The organism is Phenylobacterium sp., from assembly GCF_016793225.1.
GTDB lineage: Bacteria > Pseudomonadota > Alphaproteobacteria > Caulobacterales > Caulobacteraceae > Phenylobacterium.
This window is the reverse complement of the sequence record NZ_JAEUMN010000133.1, coordinates 1-1,750: the sequence shown is the minus strand read 5'-3', so window position 1 is coordinate 1,750 and position 1,750 is coordinate 1. Positions and strand designations below refer to the sequence as shown.

Genomic DNA, 1,750 nt, shown 5'->3' with positions numbered 1-1,750 from the left:
CGTCGATGCCGGCCTGTCCCGGCGACGCCACGATCGCCACCTGGCGCACCAGCCCGTCCACCGCCCCGGCCGTCAGCTGGGTCAGCAGCGCCGGCAGGCGGTCGGCGTCGCGCCGCGCGTCGATGATCACGCTGAGCATGGCCGCTGCTTCGCCCGCCGACGCCGATCCCGCAAGCCGTCAGTCGTCCGCCAGCAGGGTGTCGAGGAAGGTCTGGCGCCGGTTCAGGAAGCTGCGGGTGACCTGGTAGTGGTCGGTGTCCTCGTACGCGATGCGCTCCAGGCCCCTTGGCGTGGTCTGGTAGATCCAGGCGTCCGGATAGCCCAGGATGATCGGCGAGTGCGTGGCGATGATGAACTGGGACCTGAGCCGGACCAGTTCGTGCAGCCGGACCAGGAAACTGAGCTGCCGGTTGGGCGACAGCGCCGCCTCGGGCTCGTCCATGATGTAGAGGCCGCCGCCCTTCAGGCGGTTGTCGATCAGCGCGAAGAACGATTCGCCGTGCGACTGCTCGTGCAGCGAGACGCCGCCATAGGATTGGACCACGCCCAGCTCGTCGATCTGGGTGCTGACGTTGAAGTGCGACTCGGCGCGCAGGAAATAGCCGTCCGTCGCCCGTCGCGCCGACCGGACGGGCCTGACGAAGCGGTGCAGCGGCGAGTGCGACGCGCGCGTATCGAAGTTGAAGTTCCGGGTCCCGCCCTCGGCGTTGAAGCCCCAGGCCACGGCGAGCGCCTCGATCAGCGTCGACTTGCCGGAACCGTTCTCGCCCACGAGGAAGGTGACCTTCGGATGGAACTCCAGTTCGTAGAGGTTGCGGACCACGGGAAGATTGAACGGATAGCTGCCGGCGTCCCACCCCTCGCGCCGCTCGAACCGGGCCGCGATCCAGTAGTGCTCCGCATCGACCGCTCGCATCGACAACCTCGGTCCAAGGCCGCCCCGTTCCGCCGGCCGCTTCATATGTTCTTGTTTTGTTCGAACCCTACCCTATGCTGGCGACATGTCCAGCGCGTTCGATCCACGACCTTCCGAGTTCGCCCGCGGGCGCGGCGCGCGGTCGAACGCCAGCGGCCGCTACGAGGCCCAGCAGCGCGAGGCGTTCGATGACGGCTGGACCCCGGACGACGCCGAGCCGGTCCGCCTGCGGACCACCGTCGCGCCCGAGAAGGCCAAGGTCATCATCTCGCGGAACGACAGCCCCGACGTCGGCTTCTCGGCCTCCATCAATCCCTATCGCGGCTGCGAGCACGGCTGCATCTACTGCTACGCTCGCCCGGCGCACGCCTACATGGGGCTCTCCCCGGGGCTCGATTTCGAGAGCCGCCTCTTCTTCAAGCCCGACGCGGCGCGCCTGCTCGAGAAGGAGCTGTCCCGTCCCGGCTACCAGCCCGAGACCATCCACATCGGCGGCAACACCGACCCCTACCAGCCCCAGGAACGGACGCTGCGCATCACCCGCGGCGTCATCGAGGTGATGGTCCGGTTCCGGCATCCCTTCTCGGTGATCACCAAGTCCGCGCTGATCGTCCGCGACCTGGACCTGCTGGCCGAGGCGGCCGCCCTCGGCCTCGCCCGCGCGGCGATCTCGATCACCACCCTGGACCGCAGGCTGGCGCGCTCGATGGAGCCCCGCGCCGCCACGCCTGAGCGGCGGCTGGACTCCGTCCGGCGCCTGACCCGCGCCGGCGTGCCGGTGATGGTGATGTTCGCCCCCTGCATCCCGGGCCTCAACGACCACGAGATGGAGGC

Annotated in this window: 2 protein-coding genes; one reads left to right on the top strand and one right to left on the bottom strand. The window is 69.1% G+C overall.

The window, feature by feature from the left end; all coding sequences use genetic code 11:
• Positions 1-178 precede the first annotated feature (178 nt).
• The gene (locus JNK30_RS15490; RefSeq protein ID WP_293483494.1) at positions 179-916 is read right to left on the bottom strand and encodes an AAA family ATPase; all 738 of its coding nucleotides are present in this window, start codon (positions 914-916) and stop codon (positions 179-181) included.
• A gap of 85 nt (positions 917-1,001) precedes the next feature.
• Here JNK30_RS15490 and JNK30_RS15485 point away from each other — a divergent pair.
• On the top strand, positions 1,002-1,750 hold a 749-nt coding region (locus JNK30_RS15485; protein WP_293483493.1), incomplete at its 3' end, for a PA0069 family radical SAM protein.

Bases quoted from the DNA above. Each gene is read 5' to 3' on its own strand.
- JNK30_RS15490 (WP_293483494.1), bottom strand. From the start codon at position 916: ATGCGAGCGGTCGATGCGGAGCACTACTGGATCGCGGCCCGGTTCGAG.